We start from the raw sequence: 20,037 nt of genomic DNA, 5'->3' as shown, positions 1-20,037 counted from the left end.
AAAAAAAATGGAAAGTGCCGTATCAACTTTGGGTTATAATATAGAAGAAGTTCGCCGTGATTTTCCTATTTTACAATATAATGTTTATGGCAAGCGGCTGGCTTATCTTGACAGTGGTGCATCTGCCCAAAAACCACAATTTGTGCTTGATGCGATGGATAATTTTTATCGATGTCGTTATGCGAATGTGCATAGAGGAATGCATTTTTTATCGAATGCTGCGACACAATTGTATGAAGATGCTCGCGAAACAGTTCGTGTTTTTTTAAATGCCAAAACAGCGAGGGAAATTGTTTTTACGAAAAGTGCAACAGAAGCTATTAATACTGTTGCTTATGGTTGGGGGATGCCAAAATTAAATGAAGGTGATGAAATTGTTCTCACTATTATGGAGCATCACTCAAATATTATTCCTTGGCATTTTATTCGTGAACGGAAAGGTGTTAAGCTTGTTTTTGTGCCAGTTGATGAAAATGGTGTTTTACACATTGAGGATTTTCAAAAAGTTTTAAATGATAAAACAAAACTTGTTGCTATTACGCATATGTCTAATGTATTGGGAACTGTGCCTTCTGTTAAAGAAATTATTAAGCTGTCACACCAAAATCGTGTTCCTGTTCTTGTTGATGGTTCTCAAGGGGCTGTACATTTAACAGTTGATGTGCAAGACCTTAATTGTGATTGGTATGTTTTTACAGGTCATAAGCTTTATGGTCCAACAGGTATAGGTGTTCTTTATGGTAAGGAATATAGGCTAGAAGAAATGCATCCTTTTCAAGGGGGAGGGGAAATGATTGAAGACGTAACTGTTGATGAGGTTTTTTACAATGCTCCTCCCCATCGTTTTGAAGCAGGCACTCCTCCCATAGCTGAAGCTGTTGGGTTGGCTGCCGCTATTGATTATATACGCAAAAAAGGCAAAAATGCCATTCATGCACATGAAACAGCACTTTTATCTTATGCACATGAAAGGCTTGAAACGGTTAAGTCATTGCGTATTTATGGACATTCTCCTCATAAAGGAGCAATTATATCTTTTGAAATGGAAGGTATTCACTCCCATGATATCGCTATGTTTATTGATCGGCAAGGTGTTGCTATACGTGCGGGGACGCATTGTGCACAACCTTTATTACAGTATTTTGGTTTGACATCTACTTGTCGTGCATCACTAGCTATGTATAGTAATCATGAAGATATTGACCAATTAGTGGAAGCATTAGAAAAAGCAAGGACGTTTTTTAATGGCTAAAACAATTGAAGATTATCATTCTACAGAATCCGTTGAAACTGTAAGCGAAAATGAAAAATCTTACATATCAGCAATTCCAGCAGATGAAATTGATCGTATGACGAATGATATCATTTCTGCTCTCAAAACAGTTTATGATCCGGAGATTCCTGCTGATATTTACGAGCTAGGGTTAATTTATCGTATTGATATTGAAGATGATCGTTCAGTAAAAATTGAAATGACGCTTACAGCACCAGGATGTCCCGTTGCCGGTGAAATGCCGGGGTGGGTAGAAAATGCTGTAAGCGCAGTTGAAGGTGTTTCACACGTTGAAATCACTATGACGTTTGATCCACCATGGACACCTGACTGTATGTCAGAAGAAGCACAAATTGCTGTCGGATGGTACTAAATACTCTCAGTATAATCTACGATCATTGCAGAAAAACTATATTCATAGTTCATCGCGATGTTAGTCTTATTCTTCGATAATACCACATGCCAAACGCACACCACCTCCACCAAGCGGTAATGGCTTATCTGATTGATTATCTCCACCGAAATGAATTATTAACGAGCGTCCTGTAATTTCTGAAAGCTTCTTAATTCGAGGAGCAAGAACACTCATTGTTGCATCGCCTTTATCATTGGCATAAAGTGCAGGTAAATCACCAAGGTGGCCATTCATATTATAAGGTCCGAGATGTTTATAAGTATGGTTTGGGTCATAATGTCCGCCTGCAGCACCACCAATTACACTATCTTTCGTATCACATGAAGGATTCTCATGTACATGAAAACCATGCAAACCTTCCGATAAGGTAGACAAATTTGGCGTAAAAACCAGACCATATATGTTTTCTTCAATTTTAATTGTACCAATAGGATTCTTTGCGTTGTTCTTTTCTAGCTTATAAATCTTGACTTGCATAGATTTTGCTAATACAGTATTATTACAAGTGAAAAACGTTAATGAAGCTAATAATGGAAATAAAATTTTATTTATACAGTAAGTTTTTCTATTCATTTTAAATAACTTTCACAAATTAAAAAATATTTATTTTATTAATTATTTTTATATTAAATATAAAAGCAATATACTTAATAAAGATCGTTTTTACATTTTACATAAATTTGTTATTTTCTTAAATTTTGAAAATAATAATTTCTTAAAAAATATGATTAAAAGAACAAATTTTGTAATCTCAAAATAACTCTTTTTATACATCTCTAAGCATATCTAAAAATGTAGCTTTTATAGATTGATAGTTATATTCCACTGATATTTCTTCAAGAGATGTTGCTAAAAAACAGAGATTTTTTAAGGTTTCATGAGAAATTAAGTAAGGAATTTTAATAATTTAGCTAATATCTTAGCCATAATGGGACGCAGTTTTTTTTATTATGAAGTTTATAAAAGAAATAATTATCGTGATGTGTATAAATTTCCCATGAAAATACAAAATGTACCGACCATAATACCTATTATTGATCCTATCATTGCACCAATTATTATTCCAATCGAAAGTGCTATACCTATACCCATTGCAATAATTGGACCAAATCCCGGCAGAGCAATATAACCATAAGTTGCAAGAATTGCTGCAATTGCTCCTGATATACTACCATTTAAGCTTCCAATAAAAGCTGGTTCTTTAATAGAGAAAAAAATTTTTTTGAAAAAAGTCCTCTCACAATCATTAGAAGCAGTATTACTATAGGTTTTAAAATCAACCACATTTTTTTCTTTCATTTTGAACGCTAACTGTTCCAGAGTAATCAACTGATACGATAAAATGGTGCTTCTTAAATTCTACTAAAGCACGCCAAATACCTTTATCGTCTAAACGCAATCGTTTAATATTTGTGAAACCATTTTGCATAAGGCAGTTTCTAATTTGTGAAGCAGTAAACGAGTTTTGTCCTGGTTTAGTAATGTCTTTAGTGAAGCTATATGCAGCAGTTTGACAATAGGGGGCATAGAAAACTTCACTTATTGAAGCAGTAACTATAGACGAGAGACATATAATAATTATAAAAATAATAATTGGTTTTAAAATTTTACTTAATCTCATCTTATTACCATCTGCTAAAATACTAATCCATTAATATTTGTATTGCTAACAGGTTCCCAAGAATATGTTATTTTTAATATTATACTTAATGAAGAAAATTTTTATTGATTAACCAAAAATAATTTTTTTTATTATCTTATGAGGTAAAATAACATAACTATCTTTTTTAAAATAGTTTTTCTATCTTGTTATTTATTCAAATATATAATTTTACAATACTCATATCATCAACTAACTGATATAAAAGAGATCTATTGTATAAGAGTTCGGCTCTAAGAGAATATGAGATATTAGAACGTTTTAATAGCTCTTACATATAATTTTTCCTTGAACACATTATTTTGTCAAAATTCCACGAAAAAGGGAAACTGCATTTCTCATTGTAATTTTATTTGTTTTTAGGAAGTGAGAACAATGGCGTGAAAAATGAAAAAGTGCTTCAATCTAAGTGTTTTTGCATTTTTGGTTGTTCTTTTTTCACCTTATGTACTGTATAAAACAGTAGAAAATTTATCTGCCGAATTAAAGCTTATTTTGCTTCATAAGTGTCATTTATTTTTGTCATATTAATGAAATTTTTAGGCAATTTAGTTGGGAATATTTGTATAATTTTTTTGAATCCGTAACCGGGATACATTCCTTCTCGCATAAATAAATTACGTAACGGTGAGCAATTACGTAATAATCCAAGACCAACGCTTCGTATGATGTGAACAGGTAACATATTGGAAAGTAAAGCAGAGTTGAGCGTATGAACAGATCCACTTCGGATCAATATATCAGGTTTGCGACACTTATTATAACGTGCAACAATCATTTCAGCGTTATAATTGGATATTTGCTCGGGTAAAATATCAATCAAAGTCTGCACGTCACGGAACCCTAAATTCAATCCCTGTGCTCCAATAGGAGGAAAGACATGGGCTGTTTCACCTACTAAAATCGTTCGATTGGCCGCAAAACGATGAGAAATAAGTCCTGAAAGTGGCCATATCTGAATTGGTGTTTCCAATATCAGTTTTCCAAACATTGATTGCATCTGGTCTTCAATGATTTTTTCAATTGTTTGTTTCTCCATATTCAATAATTCCTCAGCACGAGAGGAACTAACAACCCATACAAGACTGGATCTTTTTCCTGGGAGTGGAACTTGCGTAAATGGACCATGTTCTGTATGAAATTCTGTTGATGTATTTTGATGAGAAAAATTATGAGAAAAATTAAGAACCAGTGCTTTTTGCGGGTAATTCCACTGTTTGACACCTATACCCGCTGCTGCCCGTGTTAAAGAATGTCGTCCATCAGCAGCAATAACAAGCGATGTTTGAATAACCCTCTCATCTGCAAGGGTAATCCATACATGACTCTTTTGGTGATGAAAAGATTTTGCGGAAGAATCAAATCTTGTAATATTGGGTGTATGTGTAACAGAATGAGCTAAAGCATTATTTAACTCTATATTAGGGATATTATAACCAAAAGCTTCTTCACCAATTTCAGCTGAAGAAAAATTGACAGTAGGGGCACGCACAATCCGAGATGTGATATCTATGATTCTCATGAATGATAAAGGCGCAGCATGATCTTTGAGAATATTCCAAATATTAAGTTTTTGAAGTGTACGTATTGCTGGCATCATAAGAGCAGTTGTCCGTAACTCATCAGCATGAGTAGGTGGACCAACAAGACAAATAGAATAACCATTCTGTGCAAGACTAAGTGCTGCTAACATACCGACTGGACCTGCACCAATAACAGTAATATCTTTATGATCTTTTTTTTTAAATGTCACAATTACTTGAGCCTTTCCCCATTTATAAAATATTTAACATTTTCTAGATGAACAATCTCTTTTTATTATATGAAGCTATTCTATTATATTATGTAATAAATAATGCGATATAAAAAAATAACCTTTTTGTGTTTTGTTACAGTGAAAATCATATTATGGGAAAATGGCGTATTGGTGTATGAATAAAAACTTTAGAAGCGAGGATAAGAAAACTTTGAAACGTAAGCTAACAAAAAAAATCATAACGAATGCTGATCGATTGCGCCATAAAAAAGTAACGATGCCTCAAGCAAAAGCTTTTTCTGTTCATTTATTAACAGCTTCTGGTTCGTTTTTAGCATTTCTTTCTCTTATATCAGCGTCTCAAAAAGAATGGACTGCCATGTTTTGTTGGCTGGGATTTGCACTTCTCATCGATGGTATCGATGGGCCAATTGCGCGCAAACTTGATGTTAAATACGTACTTCCAACATGGTCTGGAGAGCTCTTAGATAATATCATTGACTATGTAACTTATGTCTTAATTCCAGCTTTCGCACTTTATCAAAGTGGTTTGATGGGACCACGATTATCATTTTTATTGAGTGCTATCATTGTTATTTCATCAGCTATCTATTACGCAGATACTGGAATGAAAACAAAAGAGAACTTTTTTAAAGGGTTTCCCGTAGTTTGGAATATGATGGTTTTCATGCTTTTTGTAGTAAGGCCAGGGGAATGGATCACTTTTACTATTATTTCCTTATCGGCAGTAATATCTTTTTTACCAATTTATTTTATTCATCCTGTAAGAGTTATTCGTTTGCGTAAACTTAATTTTTCAATTTTTCTCTTATGGTGTTTTTTTAGTATTGCCGCATTCTTTTATCAACTGGATTCTCCATCTTGGGTTAAAATAGGAATTTCAGTAACAGGTATTTATATGTATTGTATTGGTGCTGTTATGCAGCTATTTCCTCAATTGGGAGTAATAAACATAAAAAAACGATAAAATAGATCATTTATGCAGGGTATGAGATGCGAATTGATTTTGGGGCGGGTAATGATATTTATTTTATGAAGGAGGGGCGCGCTGGTATTATAAAGCTTACACGCCCTTTAGCATTGAACGCTCTTAATCAACGAATGGTGTTCGCTTTTCAAAAAGCTCTTAATACATGGGAAACAGATGATACTGTTTCTTGTGTCTTAGTTGAAGGAGAGGGACGTGCTTTTTGTGCTGGTGGAGATGTTGTAGAAATCTACCATATGAAAAAAAAAGCCTCTTCTTACCAATATTTTAGTAGTGAATATCGTTTGAATGCTTCTATTAAACGTTTTCCAAAACCTTATATTTCTTTTTTAAATGGTATTTGGATGGGAGGAGGGGTAGGTATATCAATATATGGTTCACATCGAATTGTTACAGAAAATACACTCTTTGCTATGCCAGAAGCTGCTATTGGATTTTTTCCAGATGTTGGGGCAAGCTTTTTTTTACCATCTTTGCCCAATCACTTTGGTATTTATCTTGCTTTAACTGGTGCACGTATAAAATGGGGAGATTGCTTAAATTTAGGGCTAGCGACACATGCTGTTCCTGAGATTGAATTAGAATGTATTAGAAAAGCTATTATTGAGCAAGGAAATCCTACATTAGCTTTAGATAAACGAGCGATTACAAAAGACTATGAAACAAGTCATGAAATACGCTGTGTTATCAGGGATTGTTTTAGTACGCGCACATTGGAGGAATGTATTGAATTACTTTATGAAAAAAGTAATGAAGGTATTTTATTCGCAAAGGAATGTTATGATATTTTGCAGTTACGTTCTCCAACAAGTTTAAAAGTTATCTGGAAACAAATGAAACAAAATCTATTTCAAACTTTAGAAAATTGTATGAAAATTGAAAACCGTATCGCACATCATATGATTGATTCACATGATTTTTATGAAGGTGTGCGCGCAATGTTAATTGATAAAGATAAAACACCTAAATGGCAGCCAGAAAAACTTTCAAGTGTAACAGATGAAATGATAAATACTTACTTCCAACCTGTTGAAAAAGAATTATTATTTTGAAAACTAATCCTCAAAAACAGATTTCAAAAATCAATTTAATTTACAACTATTATTTGCGATTTTTGGCGCTTATTTGCTTAGGTTTGAGTATGTTTTATTGGGTGCGTCTTGTTGGAATATTTCCAGGCGTTCTATGGCGTTTTGACCTTATGCCATGGCAATGGCAGTTTACATCAGCTACATTGGCTGTTGTTTATCCTATAGCTTTAATCGGACTTTGGATGTATTCATTGTGGGGAATTGTTTTATGGAGCATTGCAGCACTTACTGAAACGTTGACAATATATTACTTTGGTTCTATCGATCAATCATTTGTACCACTGTTTCACGGAGTATTATTTTTAACTTTTACGATACTACAAATAATGATGATCTTTTTAAAAAGAAATTATAAAAAAAGATCATTGGATTGAAAATTATAAAAATTTCTTAAGAGAAAATTAAAGTTCCATAATATATATTATGCAATAATATGATGCAAAAAACAAAACCTCTAACCTGACCTGAATAGAAACAACATAAACTCCACTTTAAAATATACGTCATATTTTTATGCCTCAATTCATTATTCTGAGATTTAATGTTTGGTTACAAGACCTTATACATCTGCATCTGTTTCAAAAGTAAGTTCTTGATATGCAGGTTTAACGTGTGATGGGACATAATTTATAACATTATTGTAATCAAGCGATTTATCCATATGTGTGAGTATGGCTTGTTTTGGTTGTAGATATTTTATCCATTGTAATGCTTGATCAACAGAAAAATGGCTTGGATGGGGTTCAAATTGCAGTGCTTCAATAATGAGAACATCTAAATTCATTAATTTTGGTATCGTTTTTTCAGGAAATTTACTAACATCTGTACAATAAGCAACATTACCAATACGAAAACCTAAAGAATGAATATGACCATGACATTGTAAATGCGTAGTGACGGTTATTGCTCCGCCCTGCCCCTTAATTATAAGTTGACTCTCTTCATTGATAAGATGCGCTTTTAAAATGGGGGAGTAAGATGAACCTTTTGGTGTTCGAAAACAATACCCAAAAGCATTTTGCAAATGCTTTAGTGTGGATGTATCTGCGTAAATATCTATTAAACATTTTTGTGCAAGCGCATAACTGCGTAAATCATCAATACCGTGAATATGATCTGCATGAGAATGCGTATAAAGCGCAGCATCAAGATGTTTTACGTCGGCATTGATCATTTGTGATCTAAAGTCTGGACCAGTATCAATAACAATTGTTGTTTTTTTTCCTGATGCATGAATACGTTCAACCAACAAAGAACTTCTGTAGCGTTTGTTTTTAGGATTATTGGGATCACACGCTCCCCAATCACCATTAGGTCGTGGAACTCCTGGAGAGGGACCACAACCTAATATTGTAAATCGATATCGATCAGACATATCTTTTGCCTTATTTCATTTTACTAAATAAACGAAAAGCATTTTGTGTTGTTATCTGAGCTATTTCTTCAATGTTTAAGCCAACCGTTTCAGCCAAAATAGCCGCTGTATAACATACAAAAGATGGCTCATTAGTTTTGCCTCTATGAGGTACAGGTGCTAAAAATGGTGCATCTGTTTCTACTAATAAATTTTCATGAGGCACAATTTTTGCTATTTCACGGGTTTCAAGTGCATTTTTGAAAGTAAGAATACCTGAAAAAGAAATATAGCCACCAAGTTCAATACCAGCACGAGCAAGTTGCATACCAGACGAATAGCAATGAAGTACAAATGGAAAATCACCTTCCTTTATTTGTTCGCGTAATATTTTCTCCATATCCAAGTCTGCATTGCGTGAATGTATAACAAGAGGGAGCTGTGTTTCTCGAGAAGCGATGATATGCTCTTGAAAAACTTTCTTTTGTTCTTCTGGTGAAGAATAATCATAATGATAATCAAGCCCAACTTCTCCAAATGCAACAATTTTAGGATGCTTCGAGAGGTGAATAAGTTTTTCAGCTGTAATATTAAGTTCTTCATGAGCATGATTGGGATGTGTGCCAACGGAACAAAATACTTGATCATATTTTTGCGCGATTGCTAGAAGTTTATCCAAGTTACGAACATATGTTGAAATTGTTATCATACGCTTAACATCAGCATCTAAAGCCCGTTGGATAACATCATCTAAATCTTGTGAAAAATCTTCAAAATCAAGATGACAATGCGTATCAATCAACATAATGTATCACGTCTTTCTTTAAGATATAACGGGGAAAAATTGGTTCTGGTGGTGGAAGATCAAGACCTTCTTGAATTTTTGAATTACTGATATGATACAATAGTCGATCATTTTCAGCAATCGAAAGGCTATCAAGAAGCTTGGCTGCTGACTGTGGTATGAAAGGCAAAAGCATGATCCCTATTCGCCGTAAGGTTTCTACAGTTACGTAAAGAACTGTAGAGAATCTTTTTGGATTATTTTTCCATAAACTCCAAGGTTGTTCGTTGGCAAAATAGCGATTGGTATCTGCTACAACTGAAAAAATAGCTGAAAGTGCTAAATGCATCCCATAAGAAGACATAGCTTGGCGTACAAACTCAAGTGTTTGAAGAGATTGTTCCAGAAGCTGTTTATCTTGAACTAAAAAAGTAGCTGGTATAGGAACTTTTGCATCACAATTTTTGGCAATCATAGACAAAGAACGCTGTGCTAAATTACCAAGATCATTAGCAAGATCAGAATTAATACGATTCACAAAACCATCATGGCTATAACTGCCATCTTGTCCAAATGGCACTTCACGAAGTAGAAAATAACGGAACTGATCAAGACCATAGTCATCAACCATTTCAAAAGGGTCAACCACATTTCCAATGGATTTTGACATTTTTGCACCGCGATTGAGTAAAAAACCATGCGCAAAAATATGCTTAGGCAATTCAATTCCAGCAGACATTAAAAATGCTGGCCAATAGACAGCATGAAAACGCAAAATATCTTTACCAATGATATGAGTGGTTGCAGGCCAAAAATCACGTTTTTTCGAACTTTTATCGAAAAAACCAATTGCTGACAGATAATTCGTAAGTGCATCAACCCAAACATACATCACGTGCTTTGGATTACCTGGAATAGGAATTCCCCAATTAAAACTTGCCCGTGAAATAGAAATATCTTTTAAACCCGATTTAATAAAACTTATAACTTCATTACGTCGCTCAAGTGGAGCAATAAAATCAGGGTGCTTTTCATTATGTTCAAGAAGAGCTTTTTCATAACGTGAAAGTCTAAAAAAATAACTTTCTTCTTCGTTCCATTCAACTGGAGAGCCTAATTCCTTTTCGCGACGGATGTTATCTTCTCCAATTTCAGTATCTTTTTCTTCATAATATGCTTCTTGACGAACCGAATACCAGCCGGTATAGCGACCAAGGTAAATATCGCCATTCGCTTCCATTTTATTCCAAATTTCCTGACAAGCCTGATAATGGCGCTCTTCTGTTGTACGGATAAAATCATCGTTAGAACAATTTAAGACTGCAAGCATTCTTTGAAAGACAGCGCTATTACAATCTGCAAGTTGCTTAGGTGTCATACCCAACGCTGTTGCTGTTTGCTGCATCTTTAAACCGTGTTCATCTGTGCCAGAGAGAAAAAATACATTTTTTCCGTCCAATCGTTGAAAACGGGCTAAAACATCACTTACAATTGCACTATAGGCATGTCCAATATGTGGAGTGCCATTAGGATAAAAAATGGGAGTTGTTATATAATATGTGTCACGCATGTCATACTCATTGTGAAACGCAATAAAAGATACATTGACATAACGTCTATTAATCACATTGTCACGGAAAAAGCTCATCTTCATGAATGATCTTATGAACTCTAAAAAGCAGATTAATAATAAATTGCTTCTTATCGAGATTAAATGATTGTATTTCTCCTATCTCTTGGTAAATATCCTGCCACACTTGTGCACATTTCTTTGAGAGAGCCAACTCTCCCTCCTCGATCAATATGATAGCTTTTTTTTGAATTTTATCAAGAATTTCATCACAAAATTGTTGGAATTGGAGTGCTGAAGAAAGAGATGAAAGTGTTTGTGCAAGAGTGTGTACAACAACTGGATTACAAAAAGAATCCTCTAAGAGAGCATCAATGGTTTTAATAATTTCAAAACCACCATGAGAAATAAATAAAGCAGCTTTTCGAGGACTTCCTTCAGATCTCTGAATAATCATTTCAAGAGTTTTTTCATCAGGTAAATCCTGATTGAGAAAAATGTGTGCAATCGCTTTTTTCATTTCATCATCACACAGTGGTCGTAAAGAAATCTGTTGGCATCGTGAACGAATTGTTGGAAGCAATTTTCCTGGAGAGTGTGTGATAATGATGAATAAAGTCTTTGCAGGAGGTTCCTCAAGCGTTTTAAGAATTGCATTAGCTGCACTTCTGTTCATATCCTCCGCAGGATCAATAATAACAATACGCCACCCATTATCTTGCGATGTTTGGTTTAAAAAATGCATAACATCACGGATATCATCAATGAGTATACCTGTTTTAAATTTTTGTGTTTTTAAATCAAAGCGACGTGCAATGTGCAAAAGTCCAGGATGACAACTTTGTGTAATTTTATGCCATGTAATGGAATTATGTTCAGGTTGCAGAAAATCATTCTTTTGAGAGCTTAAAATATTCCAGGCAAGATGAAATGCCAACGTAGCCTTTCCAATTCCATAATTTCCTTCAAATAATAATGCATGATGTAAACGCCCCTCTTTACACATTTGTGCCAAAAAATGACGTTTAGTCTCGTGACCAAAAATTATATTATTTTGTAAAGATGATAAAACCGTATCAATATCATCATATTGGCGCAAAATATTTACATCACTCATGGAAGTTTATCCCAAAACACCTGATGACAAATATTTTTTATTTCCTGTGCAATAACTTCTGCTGCGCCTGTGGCATCAATCACTCGAAATCGATAAGGTTCCTGTTTTGCTAATTGCAAAAAAGCTCGGCGCCTTTGTTCTTGAATCTCTAAATTATCTTTTTCAAAATAATCAATCGCTTCAGCTTTCTTTCTTCGCGCTTTTGCGCGCTTTATACCGTATATTGCAGGTATATCTAACAAAAATGTTAGATGAGGTATTATTCCATTGAGTGCAATAGATTCTAAAACGGAAAGAGTAGAGGAATTTACTTGATCATTGAGGCCTTGATAAACACGTGTAGAATCAATGAAGCGATCACATAAAACAACTTTGCCTTTTTGTAACGCAGGTATAATAACTTCATTAACATGATCGATACGTGCTGCTGTAAACAAAATTGCTTCCATTAAAGGTCCATACTGTTGAGCCTGGCCAGACAGTAGAACATGGCGGATTGCTTCCGCACCTGCCGTTCCTCCTGGCTCTCGCGTTGTAACGATATCATAGCCTTTGCTAGAGAGATACTGAGCAAGTAAAGAAATTTGTGTTGTCTTTCCTGCTCCATCCCCTCCTTCAAATGTAATAAAATAACCTGACACGTATAAACCTTAACTTTATTTAGCGCATATATAAATATTTTCGTAACCATCCAATTGTTATTTCATAAAGTGCATTTTTTACTTTTGCAAAAAAATTTCCTTCTTGAACATCATTTCCAGCAAAAACCATTTTTTCGAGAAGAACTTTTTTATCCTCTAAAATTTGAAGAACACCAACTGGTTGACCTGAAACGATGGGTGCTTTTAAAGGACCGTGATATTTAATTTTTACTTTAACATTCATTTTTTTTTCATTCGAAAGCATAAAGCTCACCGGTTCTTTAGCAATAAGAGAAACAGAATTTTGTGTCCCGCCATAAACAGAAGCGCGGCCAATCGTTTCTCCTTTTGTGAAGATTGTTTTAAGCTCAAAAGCTGTCATTCCCCATTGAAGAATACGTTCCACTTCTTTTGTATGTCCTTTACTATTTTGCAAACCATTTATTGCTAAAAAAAGACGTCGGCTATTTCTGTTTACAGAAATAATCATTGAAAAACCTTCTTTTTCACTATAACCAAAACCGAAACCTTCTACACCAATTTCCTTGGAAATAAGAGGATTTTTGTTACGTTGAAAAATATTATTCCAAGTAAAACCAGGTTCACGGTAAAGCGTATAGTAGTCGGGATATTCATGAACAATGTGACGTGCCAATGTAATCATATCACGCAGGGATACAAATTGTCCCTCTTCAGGAAGTCCTGTTGCGTTAACAAAGTGACTATGCGACAATCCAAGTATTTTTGCCCTCTGATTCATGAGTTTTGCAAAATTAGCTTCATTTCCCGCTATTCCTTCAGCAAGAATAATGGCAGCATCATTACCATTAACAATAATTAAACCGCGCAAAAGATCAGAAATACCAATTTCTGTTTTTACTTTTGCAAACATGGTCGTTGTACCAGAAGGTGCTCCACCTTTACGCCAAGCATTTTCACTTACTTTGAATTTTTGTGTATTGCTCAACAAGCCTTCTTTTAATTGATGAAATATAACTTCAGCTGTCATCAATTTTGTTAATGAAGCCGGAAAAAAAGTAATATCACTTTGTTTTTCAAGAAGTACTGTACCTGTATTATTATCTATTAACAGCAATTGTGATGCAGAATTTTGAAAATTTTGTGTTCTCCCCCACCCGTTTAATATTAATATCCAAAATAAGGTGAATAAAAACCTTAATGCTATATGCATAGCAGCTTCTCCCCCATTAAAGATCTCAGCATAAAGAATCCCTTTATATAAGAAAGATTTGTTTTTTTGCAGATTAGAATCATCAAAAAATGAGAAAAGTTTTTTATTTCTTCTCATTAGAATCAAAATAAACCAGTATGCACACGTTCTTTTTTGTTTTTCGCATAGGATTTATTTTTATTAATGTCTTAAATGCATGTAAAGTATACTGACTCTCTTAGGAAAAATTATCTTATTCCATAATAATAATATGCAACTTCACATTTTGTTTAAAAAAAATCCCACTATAATTAACCATCTATAATTCGAAAATTATAGATAGTAAAAAACAAATATTATTTTCTTAAAATATGTATAATTAATTAATGTGTATCTTTTTGCTTAGCTTATTTATGAAAGCCACTTGATCAAACAATGTTGGTTTATCAATCAAAACAGGACCAACTTCTGGCAATTTTATGGAAAGAGTTTTATTGAGTTGGTTTTGTTCAATTACAGCTTCAGCTAATCGTTTTTGCTTATCTGTTCTGATTTTTTCTAGCACGATATTTTTTCTCTCTTTCGAAATATCCGCCAATGCGCCTGAAGATAGAACCTTATCCCCTGATATATAAGAAGCCATTAAATAAGCCCCATCATAATAGCCAATAGGTGCTTCAGAAATATATTCCACTTTAACATTTGTTACACCCGCACTTGCATATCCAAGTATTTCTGCAGCTTGCTTCGATAAATCAATGATTCTATCTTTCATAAAAGGACCGCGATCATTCACTCTAACAATAAGTGAAGATCCATTTTTCAGATTAGTAACACGAGCATAACTTGGCAAAGACATTGTGGGATGAGCAGCAGTTAAGAGGTACATGTTATAAGTCTCACCGTTTGCAGTTAAACGCCCGTGAAAATCCTCACCATACCATGATGCTTGTCCAACACGTTGATAAGTTGGATCCTTTTGGGGATAATACCACTTTCCGTTTACTTGATAAGGTTTACCGACAACAGCCCGCCCACTTCTCTTTTCTTTTGATTGATTTTGTACACTTGAATTTTTTTTAGGAAGAATGGCGGTCTTTATCTTCACATCGGTTTCTTTACCATTGTAAAAATTCTTTATTGGAAAATATGCTGTTTTGCTTGCACAGCAAGATGCCAATAACTGGGACACAACCACTACAGAAACAAATTGAAATATTGAATAAAGAATAGGGGTAAATTTTTCTTTGCTAATTAAAAGCATTTGTCAGTCCGCTTATTTTAAATTGAGTATTTACTACAAAAAACCACATTGCATCTTCTATATGCGATAAAGAAATTCATATTTTTGGATAGATCCCCTCGTGCATCTATGATAGCCCAAAAAACTACCTTTTATCAAGAAGTTAATATATTATTAATCTTTTTATGATTTTTCGCAAGGAATAAATGTCTTTATAAAAAATATGATTTCATAATACAGAGCGTAAATAAGTGTGTGAGATGATTCTGTGTAATGAGCGGTAAAATCATTCTAATTGATGCAAAAGAAACGTAAATTAATGGAATAATTCGATAATTACGTATTACTTTTCTATAGTTTTGAAATACCAATTTTAATAATATCTGAACATCATCCACTTTATGTATTGCTATCCATATTGCTGTCGCATTTGACTTGGCTACCCTTTCAATGTCTCAAAAAAGCACATATCCGATTAAATGGTTATATACAATAGCCCTATTCGTCTCTTCTGTTTAGCTGTCAAGATCTCTTTTTGATAATAAGCGCTCTGAACAGCGGTAAGATAATCTATTTCCCGGGTGTGCTTGTAGGTGTAGGTTTCAGGGTGGTTTTTCAGATCACACAACCGTGTTTCATTCAAGATCTTGGGAAACTTTGGAATGTCTGTTCAAAATATTGATTTATAATGATAATTTACCGTTTTGTATGTTGAGTGAGAAACTCGAATAACGTAGGATTCTCTCATTTCAAAGCTGTTTATCTTGAATCAATCAAAACCACTCATTTACACATAACAAGTGGGATGAGTGTGTGGATCAAATTTGTATAAGAAAGGATTAAAAAATGGCTCTTATGAACCGTCTTAATGCAAGATCTGTCGCAACATTGGAGGCTGGCAAATATAATGATGGCGCCGGCTTGCTTCTTCACAAGCGTAAAGATGGTGGTGCTCAATGGATTTTACGGTATACCCTTCACGGGCGCCGCCGTGAAATGGGTTTGGGAGCGTTGCGAGATGTCTCTTTAAAACAAGCCCGTGAATTGGCAACTGGGTGGCGTTCGGTTTTACGTGAGGGTCGTGACCCCATTAAAGAACGCAATAAACAAAAGCGTGAAGCAATAAGCAATCTCCATTATTTAAAAGATATTGCCGTGGATGCTTTTGAAAGTCGTAAAGCTGAACTCAAGAATGATGGTAAAGATGGAGATTGGTTTTTACCATTACGCCTTCATATTCTCCCTAAATTAGGCTGTTTACCCGTTTCAGAAATTACACAAACAGAGATACGCAACACTATTGCCCCTATCTGGCATACAAAAGCTGTTACAGCGCGTAGAGCTCTCATTCGTCTCAATCTTTGTCTCAAACATGCGGCTGCTTTGGGTTTGGATGTTGATTTACAAGCAGTAACAAAAGCACAAGCTCTCTTAGGTAAACAACGCCATAAAATCAAAAACTTACCTGCAATGGATTGGAAAGATGTTCCCGCTTTTTATAAAACGCTTTGCCAAACAACAAACCCCACACAACTGGCTTTGCGTTTGCTTATCCTTACAGGGGTTCGTACCAATCCCTTGCGTCATATTCGTGAAGATCAGATTGATGGAGATATATGGACAATCCCTGCTGAAAATATGAAAGGAAAGCGTGATGCTACAAAAGAGTTTCGTGTCCCCTTATCAACAGAAGCATTAAAAGTGATAGAACAAGCACGCCCTCTATCTCGCAATAGATTCCTTTTTTATACGCGCAGTCGTGGTCCTCTTGGAGACACTTGCATGACAAAATACATGAAAACAACCGGACTTGAAGCCTGCCCCCATGGCTTTCGCTCTAGTTTACGCAATTGGCTTGCTGAAACAACCGATGCCCCCTATGAGGTCACTGAAACTATTCTAAGTCATACGGTAGGAGGACAAGTAGAGCGTGCCTATCGTCGGACTGAGTATCTAGAGCAGCGCCGGGTCTATATGGATAAATGGGCGGCTTATGTCACTGGTCAATCTTAAGATATGGGGTGCATAACCCCATGATCTGTGGATAACTTTAGCTCTCTTCTCTCTCATTCGCTCTCAATGAGACTCATAATTTATCACATCAGAATTTATATGATAAAATATTGTTTTCTATAAATAAAATACCTTCAAAAATAAACTAAAATGTGTTTAATAAATAGGCATGATTTGGTTCTATTTTTTGAGAATGAAAGGATTTTAGAATGACAGAAAATGATATTCTTTTAACAGACCGTGAAAGTGCAAAATTGCTTCATATGAGTGTCTCAACTTTCCGCCGTCATGTCACCAATGGCTCTCTCCCAAAACCTTTAAAATTTGGTTTTTTATCCCGTTGGTTACAATCGGATCTTTTGAATGTAATCGAGCAAGCGAAACAGCAACGTCAAAATGACGCGGCATAAAAAAAACCTTGTCACGTAAGGACGGACAAGGCTTTCTCAAACTCATCAATCTAGAGATAGCATAATCCATCCTATGACGCAATGTTATAGGATTTAAAATGATGTGTTCTTTTAAGTTAGAGAATAATACTCCTTTAAATGATAATGATAACGGCTCTTTAAATGATAAGACTTGTTTAGAAGCCATTCCTTATGAAATCGCATTGTAACAAAATGGTTGGGGCGAAATAAAGCCTATCACGGCGGCTCTTTTACCCATCGAGCCTTTTTGATCCATTACAACTCCCAATGCCATTCATGGACTATGTTTATGACGTTTCACAGCGTCAACAAGCCCCTATGAATTTTATTGCTGTCTCTGCTCTCTGTGCTTTGGCTGCCGTCATTGGCAACGGTGTGCGTATCGCTCTAAAACAGCATGATGATTGGATTGTGGGGCCTAATCTCTGGGGTGCTCTTATTGGGCAATCGTCAACATTCAAAACACCAGCCATGAAAGCCGCTTTAGCGCCTATCTATCACTTGCCTTCAAAAGGAATGGTATAAAGACTGGTTAAAGCAGAAAGAAAAGCAAGAAATTGAAGAGAGACTTGAGACTTTAGACAAAAGAGAAAAGGAAAGACAAGCCAATAAAGCAATAAGAAAAGGAGAGTGTGAAAAAGCACGTGCTCTTTTGTATGAAACCCTCTCTAAAGACAAGGCGCATGATAATGATGTTTCTCGATTTATTGTCAATGATATGACCGTTGAAAAGCTTGGGGAACTCTTAAAAGAAAATCCCCGTGGTCTCTTAATGGTGCGTGATGAATTAGCTGGCTTTTTAGCCAATCTAGAAAGAAAGGAATACCAAACAGACCGTGCCTTTTATCTCACAGCTTTTAATGGAGATGATCAATTTACCTATGATCGTATCGAGCGTGGAACCATTTTTATCCCTCATGTCACTTTATCCATGATTGGAGGCATTCAACCTTCACGCATTATTCCCATTCTTCAAGCCATACACCTTGAAGGTATTTTGAGGGTGTGAGAAACCTTCAAAACCTCTCTATAAAGTGCCTCGTAAAACACTTCAAAATACTCATTCTGATAATTTAAAGCACACATCGAATTTGTCTTTTTTATCCATAAAACGAATAGAAGATTTTACTACTTTGCTAATCTTATCCCATATCATGGGCTGTGGATAAACAACCTTTAAAAAACCCCTTTTTAAAAAAATATCCGCTTTTTTAGCAGTTTTCTGCATTTTTTTCTCAATTCGTTCAAAATGGATTTAATAAGCTTCGTTTTTATTATTTTGATAAGAATTAAACCCCTCATACCAAAACGGAGCCCTGTTGTAATATGTCTCACCCTCTTTATTCTGATCATAAACACGTTTCTTTACGCTCTCTCTTACAATCTTATCGTCAACAAGCGATATCAGAGCAAGAAAAGCAAGCCGCTTTTGAAAAGTTTGACATTGCCTATCTGAGTGAAGATCCTCTTCAAAAGCAAGAATACGAAAAGGTTCAAACTTATAGAGAGGTTGCGGACGAAAAGGGTTGGAAAGGAAGCGATACAGACACTGATATTGATTTGGTGGCTAAAATTCGTGATCAAGACGATTACGTTGCTATTCGTTGTCAATTTTATGAGACCCAACATCAGATTACCCAAGATGATATTGAAAGCTTTATCGCCATTTCTGGTAAAAAGAGATTTAAATACCGTCTTCTCATTGATAGCACCGAAAAAGACTTAAGCGAAAATGCCAATACCATGATTGAAGGGCAAGCGGTTCCGGTTTATCGAATTAATCTGTTTGATATGGACAATAGTCAAATCGATTGGAGTCTCTTTGATAAGACTGGCAACATTGTTCTTTACGAGCAAACCAAGAAAAAGCTTTTAGATCATCAGAAAGAAGCGCTCAAAGCAGTTTGTGAAGGGTTAAAAGAAGCAGATCGTGGCAAGCTGATCATGGCATGTGGAACGGGGAAAACTTTCACCAGTTTGAAGATAGCAGAAACCATAGCAGGAACTGGCAAGCATGTATTGTTTTTGGTGCCCTCTCTTGCCCTGATGTCACAAAGCATTCGTGAATGGACAGCTGATGCACAAGTGCCCTTACGTTGCTTTGCGGTGTGTTCGGATAGGCAAATCGGCAAGCGTCGTAAAAACCAAGAGGATGATGGGGAAATATCGGCATCGGATTTAGCCCTCCCTGCGACAACCGATGTCTCTAGACTTGTCGAGAAAGTAGGCAACTCTTCTCCCCATGCTGATGGTGATGAGTGAAGAACAGAATTAATTAAAGGATAACCGAAAGATATTTGATGGCTATATTCTTAAATTTACATTAGCATATCACAATTTACAGGTGCTTTTAAGCTGGATAGAAGCCAACATGATGTCACTCTATACTAAAAGAATTGATAGAAAATACTTTAAAATAGAATCAACAAAAAATTTTAGAAAGATTCGAGATAAACAAAAAGATAAGTTAAAATAATCAGAGGATTCAAAATCTGCAAATTTTTTATAA

At 35.1% G+C, this 20,037-nt stretch carries 18 protein-coding genes and 2 pseudogenes; 9 read left to right on the top strand and 11 right to left on the bottom strand.

Annotated elements, in window-relative coordinates; all coding sequences use genetic code 11:
• The first annotated feature begins 7 nt into the window (after positions 1–7).
• Together J7R07_RS05175 and J7R07_RS05170 are read left to right on the top strand one after the other, a co-directional pair.
• Positions 8–1,252, top strand: coding sequence for a cysteine desulfurase (locus J7R07_RS05175; protein WP_208435835.1), 1,245 nt, complete (start codon positions 8–10; stop codon positions 1,250–1,252).
• Positions 1,245–1,646, top strand: a complete 402-nt coding sequence (locus tag J7R07_RS05170) for an SUF system Fe-S cluster assembly protein (RefSeq protein WP_208435834.1) — start codon at positions 1,245–1,247, stop codon at positions 1,644–1,646. The genes J7R07_RS05175 and J7R07_RS05170 overlap by 8 nt, the downstream gene beginning before the upstream one ends.
• A gap of 66 nt (positions 1,647–1,712) precedes the next feature.
• On the opposite strand, the gene J7R07_RS05165 is transcribed toward J7R07_RS05170, so the two are convergent.
• The 4 genes from J7R07_RS05165 to J7R07_RS05150 form a co-directional block, all read right to left on the bottom strand.
• On the bottom strand, positions 1,713–2,240 hold the full coding sequence (locus J7R07_RS05165) for a superoxide dismutase family protein (RefSeq protein ID WP_281384546.1): 528 nt from the start codon (positions 2,238–2,240) through the stop codon (positions 1,713–1,715).
• 420 nt (positions 2,241–2,660) lie between these two features.
• Positions 2,661–2,987: a hypothetical protein gene (locus J7R07_RS05160; protein WP_208435832.1), complete on the bottom strand. Its 327-nt coding sequence runs from the start codon at positions 2,985–2,987 to the stop codon at positions 2,661–2,663.
• Complete coding sequence (locus J7R07_RS05155) at positions 2,965–3,309, bottom strand: hypothetical protein (protein WP_208435831.1); 345 nt, start codon at positions 3,307–3,309, stop codon at positions 2,965–2,967. The genes J7R07_RS05160 and J7R07_RS05155 overlap by 23 nt, the downstream gene beginning before the upstream one ends.
• Positions 3,310–3,838: 529 nt before the next feature.
• Positions 3,839–5,101: a UbiH/UbiF family hydroxylase gene (locus J7R07_RS05150; RefSeq protein WP_208435830.1), complete on the bottom strand. Its 1,263-nt coding sequence runs from the start codon at positions 5,099–5,101 to the stop codon at positions 3,839–3,841.
• 178 nt (positions 5,102–5,279) lie between these two features.
• On the opposite strand from J7R07_RS05150, the gene pcsA reads away from it, so the two are divergent.
• From pcsA to J7R07_RS05135, 3 genes are read left to right on the top strand one after another with little or no spacing between them, the layout of a single operon-like run.
• Complete coding sequence (pcsA, locus tag J7R07_RS05145) at positions 5,280–6,092, top strand: phosphatidylcholine synthase (protein ID WP_208435829.1); 813 nt, start codon at positions 5,280–5,282, stop codon at positions 6,090–6,092.
• A 26-nt stretch (positions 6,093–6,118) separates the two neighbouring features.
• The gene (locus tag J7R07_RS05140; protein ID WP_208435828.1) at positions 6,119–7,165 is read left to right on the top strand and encodes an enoyl-CoA hydratase/isomerase family protein; all 1,047 of its coding nucleotides are present in this window, start codon (positions 6,119–6,121) and stop codon (positions 7,163–7,165) included.
• Positions 7,162–7,578, top strand: a complete 417-nt coding sequence (locus J7R07_RS05135) for a DUF6163 family protein (protein WP_208435827.1) — start codon at positions 7,162–7,164, stop codon at positions 7,576–7,578. Before J7R07_RS05140 ends, J7R07_RS05135 begins: the two co-directional genes overlap by 4 nt.
• Positions 7,579–7,763: 185 nt before the next feature.
• Here J7R07_RS05135 and J7R07_RS05130 read toward each other — a convergent pair whose 3' ends face one another.
• The 7 genes from J7R07_RS05130 to J7R07_RS05100 all read right to left on the bottom strand — a co-directional run bounded on the left by J7R07_RS05130 (position 7,764) and on the right by J7R07_RS05100 (position 15,105).
• Positions 7,764–8,579 carry an MBL fold metallo-hydrolase gene (locus tag J7R07_RS05130; RefSeq protein WP_208435826.1) on the bottom strand — a complete coding sequence of 272 codons (816 nt, stop codon included), beginning with the start codon at positions 8,577–8,579 and terminating at the stop codon, positions 7,764–7,766.
• Between the two features lie 10 nt (positions 8,580–8,589).
• Complete coding sequence (locus tag J7R07_RS05125; protein WP_208435825.1) at positions 8,590–9,363, bottom strand: TatD family hydrolase; 774 nt, start codon at positions 9,361–9,363, stop codon at positions 8,590–8,592.
• Positions 9,353–10,912 (bottom strand): methionine--tRNA ligase, encoded by a 1,560-nt coding sequence (metG, locus tag J7R07_RS05120; protein ID WP_208435824.1) that lies wholly within the window; start codon positions 10,910–10,912, stop codon positions 9,353–9,355. Before metG ends, J7R07_RS05125 begins: the two co-directional genes overlap by 11 nt.
• A 61-nt stretch (positions 10,913–10,973) precedes the next feature.
• The gene (locus J7R07_RS05115) at positions 10,974–12,029 is read right to left on the bottom strand and encodes a DNA polymerase III subunit delta' (RefSeq protein WP_208435823.1); all 1,056 of its coding nucleotides are present in this window, start codon (positions 12,027–12,029) and stop codon (positions 10,974–10,976) included.
• Positions 12,026–12,670, bottom strand: coding sequence for a dTMP kinase (gene tmk / locus J7R07_RS05110; protein WP_208435822.1), 645 nt, complete (start codon positions 12,668–12,670; stop codon positions 12,026–12,028). The genes J7R07_RS05115 and tmk overlap by 4 nt, the downstream gene beginning before the upstream one ends.
• A gap of 19 nt (positions 12,671–12,689) precedes the next feature.
• Positions 12,690–13,862, bottom strand: a complete 1,173-nt coding sequence (locus J7R07_RS05105) for a D-alanyl-D-alanine carboxypeptidase family protein (protein WP_208435821.1) — start codon at positions 13,860–13,862, stop codon at positions 12,690–12,692.
• A gap of 358 nt (positions 13,863–14,220) precedes the next feature.
• Positions 14,221–15,105 (bottom strand): septal ring lytic transglycosylase RlpA family protein, encoded by an 885-nt coding sequence (locus J7R07_RS05100; RefSeq protein WP_208435820.1) that lies wholly within the window; start codon positions 15,103–15,105, stop codon positions 14,221–14,223.
• A gap of 825 nt (positions 15,106–15,930) precedes the next feature.
• On the opposite strand from J7R07_RS05100, the gene J7R07_RS05095 reads away from it, so the two are divergent.
• The 4 genes and pseudogenes from J7R07_RS05095 to J7R07_RS05080 form a co-directional block, all read left to right on the top strand.
• Positions 15,931–17,097: a tyrosine-type recombinase/integrase gene (locus J7R07_RS05095; RefSeq protein WP_208435819.1), complete on the top strand. Its 1,167-nt coding sequence runs from the start codon at positions 15,931–15,933 to the stop codon at positions 17,095–17,097.
• 209 nt (positions 17,098–17,306) lie between these two features.
• Positions 17,307–17,507, top strand: a complete 201-nt coding sequence (locus J7R07_RS05090; RefSeq protein ID WP_007346825.1) for a helix-turn-helix transcriptional regulator — start codon at positions 17,307–17,309, stop codon at positions 17,505–17,507.
• A 227-nt stretch (positions 17,508–17,734) separates the two neighbouring features.
• Positions 17,735–18,513: pseudogene (locus J7R07_RS05085) on the top strand (DUF3987 domain-containing protein); the annotation flags it as partial.
• Positions 18,514–18,854: 341 nt separating this feature from the next.
• Positions 18,855–19,775: pseudogene (locus J7R07_RS05080) on the top strand (restriction endonuclease); the annotation flags it as partial.
• Positions 19,776–20,037: the final 262 nt, after the last annotated feature.

The sequence above is a fragment of the Bartonella phoceensis genome, from assembly GCF_902825145.1.
Taxonomy (GTDB): domain Bacteria; phylum Pseudomonadota; class Alphaproteobacteria; order Rhizobiales; family Rhizobiaceae; genus Bartonella; species Bartonella phoceensis.
The sequence above is the reverse complement of the archived record's forward strand: the minus strand, read 5'-3'. Positions and strand labels throughout refer to the sequence as shown.

Coding starts and splice junctions, on each gene's coding strand:
- J7R07_RS05090 (WP_007346825.1), top strand. CDS start 17,307: ATGACAGAAAATGATATTCTTTTAACAGACCGTGAAAGTGCAAAATTG.
- J7R07_RS05175 (WP_208435835.1), top strand. CDS start 8: ATGGAAAGTGCCGTATCAACTTTGGGTTATAATATAGAAGAAGTTCGC.
- J7R07_RS05105 (WP_208435821.1), bottom strand. CDS start 13,862: ATGCATATAGCATTAAGGTTTTTATTCACCTTATTTTGGATATTAATA.
- J7R07_RS05095 (WP_208435819.1), top strand. CDS start 15,931: ATGGCTCTTATGAACCGTCTTAATGCAAGATCTGTCGCAACATTGGAG.
- J7R07_RS05100 (WP_208435820.1), bottom strand. CDS start 15,105: ATGCTTTTAATTAGCAAAGAAAAATTTACCCCTATTCTTTATTCAATA.
- J7R07_RS05115 (WP_208435823.1), bottom strand. CDS start 12,029: ATGAGTGATGTAAATATTTTGCGCCAATATGATGATATTGATACGGTT.
- J7R07_RS05170 (WP_208435834.1), top strand. CDS start 1,245: ATGGCTAAAACAATTGAAGATTATCATTCTACAGAATCCGTTGAAACT.
- J7R07_RS05130 (WP_208435826.1), bottom strand. CDS start 8,579: ATGTCTGATCGATATCGATTTACAATATTAGGTTGTGGTCCCTCTCCA.
- J7R07_RS05125 (WP_208435825.1), bottom strand. CDS start 9,363: ATGTTGATTGATACGCATTGTCATCTTGATTTTGAAGATTTTTCACAA.
- J7R07_RS05160 (WP_208435832.1), bottom strand. CDS start 2,987: ATGAAAGAAAAAAATGTGGTTGATTTTAAAACCTATAGTAATACTGCT.
- J7R07_RS05155 (WP_208435831.1), bottom strand. CDS start 3,309: ATGAGATTAAGTAAAATTTTAAAACCAATTATTATTTTTATAATTATT.
- metG (WP_208435824.1), bottom strand. CDS start 10,912: ATGCGTGACACATATTATATAACAACTCCCATTTTTTATCCTAATGGC.
- pcsA (WP_208435829.1), top strand. CDS start 5,280: ATGAATAAAAACTTTAGAAGCGAGGATAAGAAAACTTTGAAACGTAAG.
- J7R07_RS05140 (WP_208435828.1), top strand. CDS start 6,119: ATGCGAATTGATTTTGGGGCGGGTAATGATATTTATTTTATGAAGGAG.